The sequence below is a fragment of the Microcystis sp. M53602_WE12 genome (assembly GCF_030065455.1).
GTDB classification, from domain to species: domain Bacteria; phylum Cyanobacteriota; class Cyanobacteriia; order Cyanobacteriales; family Microcystaceae; genus Microcystis; species Microcystis aeruginosa.
On the sequence record NZ_JASJFB010000364.1, the window covers coordinates 1 to 6,014 of the forward strand.

A 6,014-nucleotide genomic window follows, 5' to 3' on the forward strand; every position below is an offset into this window, starting at 1 on the left:
CCATGTCTCACATTTTAGCATATATTTCGTAAACGATGCTCATATTTAACAGTAAAGCCGTCGTAGAACGACGGGGTTTCAGACCCAAATTTTCGATGAAAAAATATATTGACAATCAAACCAATAAATGATGTAGGGGGATAAATCCCCTGTTGCCAGGGCTAGCATCCGTTAAAACGGATGGCTAACCCTCCCTGACGACTTTATGGTTTTCGGATTGCCAGTTTTCCAGGATATGGTTCACCGATTACCGGTCACTAATTAGGGCTGGCTGAATAAAGCTAAAAACCTTGTTGGGTAAGACTTTTAGACCTTTTGTCAATCAAAAAGTACTGGATATGGGAGTGATCGGGGGAAATTTAGGCACTTTTTCTCTGAAAATTAGGTAATTGGCCACCTCAAAACTGGTAAAACCCTACACCCTACCTGCCCCCCCGATGTCGGGGGGGTTGGGGGGCCACACCCTGCCACCAGGAAAAACTTTTTGCCGCAAACCCTACTTATTAGGTTGGGGAGTCATGCGTAGATAGGGTTTGATTTCTTCAACTCCTTTGGGGAATTTGCTACGAGCTTCTTCAGTGGGAATAGAGGGAACCACCACACAATCGCCGCCGTCGGTCCAGTTAGCGGGGGTAGCCACTTGATAGTTATCGGTGAGCTGCAGGGAGTCAATCACCCGCAGGATCTCGTTAAAATTGCGTCCCGTGCTGGCAGGATAGGTAATGGTTAAACGTAATTTTTTGTTGGGATCGATAATAAACACCGAACGTACCGTCAGATTATTGAGGGAATTGGGGTGAATCATGCCGTAGAGATCCGACACTTTGCGATCGCCATCGGCGATAATCGGATAGTTAACGGTAGTGTTTTGAGTTTCGTTGATGTCATTAATCCAACCCCGATGGGATTCGGCACTATCCACACTCAAAGCGATCACTTTCACATTACGTCGCTCAAATTCTGACTTAAGACTAGCCACCGTACCTAATTCCGTGGTACAAACGGGGGTATAATCAGCCGGGTGGGAGAACAGCACCACCCAGCTATCTCCTACCCACTGGTGAAAAGAAATCGGACCTTCACTAGAATCTTGTGTAAAATCTGGAACGATATCACCCAATTGGAGAGCCATAATTGTGTCTTCCTTATTATGTATTTCAAGACAAGCAACAGTCTATGATGCCATAGGAGTGCTGTTCGTCATTGATAATTTTAGGGATTTATAATAATTGGGTTAGGGGATAGGGGAATGAGGAAATGGGGGGAGTGGGGAGATAGGGAGATAGGGAAATTCAACTGTAGCAGCAGCCAGATGGCATCAGGAAAATCCTTGCCAGAAAAGGGTTTTAGCGATTTAGATTGTCCTAACCAACTTGTTTTTTGTGATCAAACCCCAAAACCGCAAAACCCTTCCCCTAGGGGGGCAAACTAGGTTATGATCTGGTCTAATGGCATGATATAACTTTTTTAACTAGCTATCAGCGTTCAGCTAATAGCTAGGCTGCGGTGGCAAATCCCAACTACCCACCCTATGCCTAGTCGGAAGGCTGACGGCTTCATTTCTTGTCCTGATCGTTAATTTGCCTTGGTTTTAGGAGACCACAACTGCAATGAAGAATCTTGTTCGTCTGCTGGCGGTAATTGCCTTGATTATCGGGAGTTTTTGGGGCAAAGTTCCCGCTCAAGCTCTCAATCTCACCTCGATCGCCCTTCCCTCTCTTCCTGTGGCGGTCTTAAATGCGGCTGATGCCAAACTAACCACAGAATTTGGGGCGAAAATCGACCTTAATAACAGTGATATTCGCGATTTCCGGGACTTGAGAGGGTTCTACCCCAATTTAGCTGGTAAAATCATCAAAAACGCCCCCTACCAAGAAGTGGAAGATGTCCTCAATATCCCCGGACTCTCGGCCACTCAAAAAGAGCGTTTACAGGCTAATCTGGAGAAATTTACCGTTACTGAGCCTTCTAAAGAATTTATCGAGGGTGATGACCGTTTTAACCCCGGAGTTTACTAAATCCAGTTAATGGCGGTTTTAAAAAAATTCCAAGGTGAGCGATCGCTCACCTTTTTCAGTGATTAGCGTCTGAAGGCAAGAGGCAAAAGGCAAGAGGCAAAAGAAAGAATCTGGCATACTGCCCCAAGCTAAAAACTGGCGATTTTTGCCAGAACTATAGAGAAATGAAATGCTAGAATAAATAGAATTTATCAATTAACTCCTACATGGTCGTTTCCTCGCAACTGCCGAGTTATCAAGATGTTTTAGTGGTGGGATCGGGAGCGGCGGGATTGTATGCCGCACTGTGTTTACCCCCTAACTTAAAGGTGGGTTTAATTACCAAAGAAGATTTAAAAACTGGGGCTAGTGATTGGGCGCAGGGAGGAATTGCGGCAGCCACCTCCCCGGCAGATTCCCCCGTTTTCCATTTAGAAGATACCCTAAAAGCCGGAGCGGGCTTATGCGATCGCTATGCCGTACAGTTTTTAGTCGAGAAGGCCCCCCAAGCGATCGCTGATTTGCTGCGGTTAGGAGTTAGTTTTGATCGCTCCGGAGACGACTTAGCCCGCACTCTTGAGGCTGCCCATTCCCAGGCCAGGGTGCTGCACGCAGCCGATCGCACGGGGAGAGCGATCGTCAGTACCCTGATGGAAAAAGTGACCGAACGCCCCAATATTACCATTATTCCCCAAGCGATCGCCCTGAAACTCTGGCTTGACCCGGAAGGGCAACGCTGTCAAGGTATTTGTTTACTCCATCAAGATCATCTCTGTTGGCTGCGAGCGCCAGCAGTCATTCTGGCTACGGGAGGCGGCGGTCAAGTCTATGCCCAAACCACTAATCCCGCCGTTAGCACGGGGGATGGAGTCGCCCTGGCTTGGCGTGCCGGGGCAGTGATTCGCGACCTGGAATTTTTTCAGTTTCACCCCACCGCTTTGACTGTGCCGGGGGCGCCGCGGTTTTTAATTAGTGAAGCGGTGCGCGGCGAAGGAGCGCATTTAATTGATGACCGGGGGCGGCGTTTTGCCTTCGATTACCATCCGGCCGGAGAATTGGCCCCCCGGGATGTGGTGAGTCGGGCGATTTTTAGCCATTTGCAGAAAACCTCCGACGATCCCGCCCATGCCAAAGTATATCTAGATTTAAGACCGATCGAACCGGATCGTCTGCGTTATCGTTTCCCCAATATTATCCGCATCTGTCAAAAATGGGGCATTAATGTGTTTGAAGATGTGATTCCCGTTGCCCCCGCCGCTCACTATTGGATGGGAGGAGTGGCTACCGATTTAAACGCCCGCACTTCTCTACCCGGTTTGTATGCGATCGGCGAGGCGGCCAGTACGGGTGTTCACGGTGCTAATCGTTTAGCCAGTAATTCTCTTTTGGAATGTATTGTCTTTGCGGCAAATTTAGTTGAAATAGGTCTAGAGCCAGAAAACTTGGTGGGGGAAAGACCAGAAAAACCCTTAGAAATCGCAGAAAATTGGCAAGAAGAACAGGAATACTGGCAAAAAGTACGCAGAGAATTACCGATTTTAATGTGGGAAAATGCGGGAATTTGCCGATTTCAAAATGAGTTAGAAACTGCTATCCTACGGGTGCAACAGTGGAAACAACAGTTAGAATCCTTAAAGATGGGCCAATTTCTCCAGAATCTTCTCCCCGACAAAGGACAATTATTTTTGTGTCCCTCGGTGCAGTTAGAAATAAGAATAGCGATCGAGACATTAAATCTTCTAGATATCGCTGACTTAATTCTGGAAAGTGCCTTATTGCGAGCAGAAAGCCGAGGCGGTCACTATCGGGGCGATTATCCAGAAACCGTAGCTAATTGGCAATTCCACACGACTATTCAAGGTCGAACGTGGCGTAAAACGCCTGTGCAAGCTTAATTAAGCCAGTTTTTCACAGATAATCCCTAAGCTCTAAACAGTGGACTCTATCCTCGCTACTAGGAGCCTTACTATTCGCCCCACGCTCACCGGAGGCCTTTCCCAATCACCACCGTAGTCCATGACCTATCTCTGGAGTTAAGTGCTTTTCATTTACGGCTTTTAGGCTATCATACTTTTACCCTCCCCCCCCTAAACAGTTGCATTAATTCTATGATCAAACCCAATTTCCTATTTTTGTTAGCTATCGGTGTGAGCAGTTGGGGTCATCATTTTCAGGCTTTACCCAAGGCTAACGCTCAAACTCCCCCTAGGTTAGAGCAACCCCAGACTGTCGCCACTTACGATCAGTTGATGAAAGCTGGTTACGAAGCTACAGCCCAAAGAAATTACCAACTCGCCCTAGGAAAATTTCAACAAGCTCTGGCACAACGTCCGAACGATACATTTGCTCAAAATGCGATCGCTAATATCCAGAAGTATCTAGGTCAAACCGCCACGGCCGCCAACGCAGCCGCCAAAAACGAGACTTCACCAATACCGTTAATTGCTGGCTCGGCCTTGTTATCCATCGCTTTATTGGGAGTTTTACTATCGCTTTTCTTCCAATATCGTCCCAAGGGCAAAGCCTCAAAACGGCGCAAAAAGACAACTTACGTCAATCCTAAAAACCCACTCAACAACTTTTCTAGGGGCAATGGCAATTCCTTCGACGCGGACCCCAAAACGGGCAGTGACATTAATGGCAGTGGTGACGAGGATTTCGAGCCTTCTTTGCCCGTACAAGCTACCTCCCGCATCCCGAACGTAGATTTAATCCTGCGTTTAATTGAAAGTCTTCGTGATAACGATCCCCGTACCCGTAGACGGGCGGTTTGGAAGCTGGCACAGATGTCCGATTCTAGGGCAATGCAGCCTTTAGTCGATAGTATGGTGGATGGGGATTCCTACGAACGCAGTTTAACCCTAGAAGCTCTCGCTCAAATCTGTACCCGCTCCCTGCGACCGATGAACCAAGCTTTGGCTATCTCTCTCCAGGATAAAAATCCCCAAGTGCGGAAAAATGCTATCCGGGATTTAACCAGACTCTACGATATCATGTCTCAGATCAGTCAATTAATTTGTCATGCCCTCGATGATTCCGATGAGGAAGTGCAAGAAACAGCACGCTGGGCAATCAGACAGTTAAATCTGCAATTACCGCCCCGCTTAGATATTGCTCCCCTGGAAACCACTGGTGAACCGGAAGATGATGACGTACAGGATACTTCCTTCACTGAAACCACATCCACTGAGGTGCAAAATTGAGTGGAAAACTGTTATTTCTCTCCACCCCCGTGGGATTTTTGGGATCGGGGGACGGCGGTGGCCTAGAATTAACTCTTTATAATCTCGCTCGCACTCTGAATAAGCAAGGGTATGCGGTGCGGGTAGTGGCTCCAGAAGCCTCGCAATTGCATGATATTCCCTTAATCACTATAGCAGGAAATGCCCAGATTTCCGCCCAAAGTCAAGGCCGGCAAGCCCCGATTTTCATGCCCGAAAATGCCGTTTTGGCCAATATGTGGCACTACGCTCAACAAGTACAACATCAGTACGATTTAATTGTTAATTTTGCCTAGGATTGGCTGCCTTTTTATCTCACTCCTTTTTTTGCCACTCCCGTCGCCCATTTAGTCAGCATGGCTTCCGTTTCTTTGGCGATGGATCATATTATTCAAAAAACCTACCGCAGTTTTCCCCATTTACTCGCTTTTCACACCGTCGCCCAAGCAGAAACTTGCTCAATATCTCCCCCCTATCGCTGTTTGGCTAATGGTTTAGACGTATCTTTGTATCAGTTTCGGGCCGCTCCTTCCCCCTGTCTAGCCTGGGTGGGACGGATTGCCCCGGAAAAAGCTTGAGAAGATGCGATCGCCGCTTGTCAACAGTTGGGCGTAAGCTTTTACGCATTTAAGTTACATTGACAGCATTACCCTTATTTTTCAGTTTTCTACTCCATTTAATAATCAATCCCCCTTCATTTAAAAGCTTTGGACTTTGGACAAAAAAAATTTAATTTGCGTAAATATTACGCAAATTAAATTTGAGTTTAATTTTGCCTAGTCAGTCTCACATCAAA

The 6,014-nt window shown here is 47.1% G+C and carries 5 protein-coding genes and 1 pseudogene; 5 read left to right on the plus strand and 1 reads right to left on the minus strand.

What is annotated here, in order from left to right; all coding sequences use genetic code 11:
- Window positions 1-389: 389 nt before the first annotated feature.
- Complete coding sequence (locus PX482_RS12625; RefSeq protein WP_288094613.1) at window positions 390-530, plus strand: hypothetical protein; 141 nt, start codon at window positions 390-392, stop codon at window positions 528-530.
- On the opposite strand, the gene PX482_RS12630 is transcribed toward PX482_RS12625, so the two are convergent.
- On the minus strand, window positions 497-1,132 hold the full coding sequence (locus PX482_RS12630; RefSeq protein WP_002761158.1) for a peroxiredoxin: 636 nt from the start codon (window positions 1,130-1,132) through the stop codon (window positions 497-499). The genes PX482_RS12625 and PX482_RS12630 overlap by 34 nt on opposite strands.
- A 478-nt stretch (window positions 1,133-1,610) precedes the next feature.
- On the opposite strand from PX482_RS12630, the gene psbU reads away from it, so the two are divergent.
- From psbU to PX482_RS27735, 4 genes and pseudogenes are all read left to right on the plus strand, one after another.
- The gene (psbU, locus tag PX482_RS12635; RefSeq protein WP_002761160.1) at window positions 1,611-2,018 is read left to right on the plus strand and encodes a photosystem II complex extrinsic protein PsbU; all 408 of its coding nucleotides are present in this window, start codon (window positions 1,611-1,613) and stop codon (window positions 2,016-2,018) included.
- 206 nt (window positions 2,019-2,224) lie between these two features.
- Complete coding sequence (gene nadB / locus PX482_RS12640) at window positions 2,225-3,892, plus strand: L-aspartate oxidase (RefSeq protein WP_002761162.1); 1,668 nt, start codon at window positions 2,225-2,227, stop codon at window positions 3,890-3,892.
- A gap of 213 nt (window positions 3,893-4,105) precedes the next feature.
- On the plus strand, window positions 4,106-5,200 hold the full coding sequence (locus PX482_RS12645) for a HEAT repeat domain-containing protein (RefSeq protein WP_002761164.1): 1,095 nt from the start codon (window positions 4,106-4,108) through the stop codon (window positions 5,198-5,200).
- Window positions 5,197-5,793, plus strand: a pseudogene (locus PX482_RS27735) (glycosyltransferase); the annotation flags it as partial. The gene PX482_RS12645 and the pseudogene PX482_RS27735, both read left to right, overlap by 4 nt.
- Window positions 5,794-6,014 lie beyond the last annotated feature (221 nt).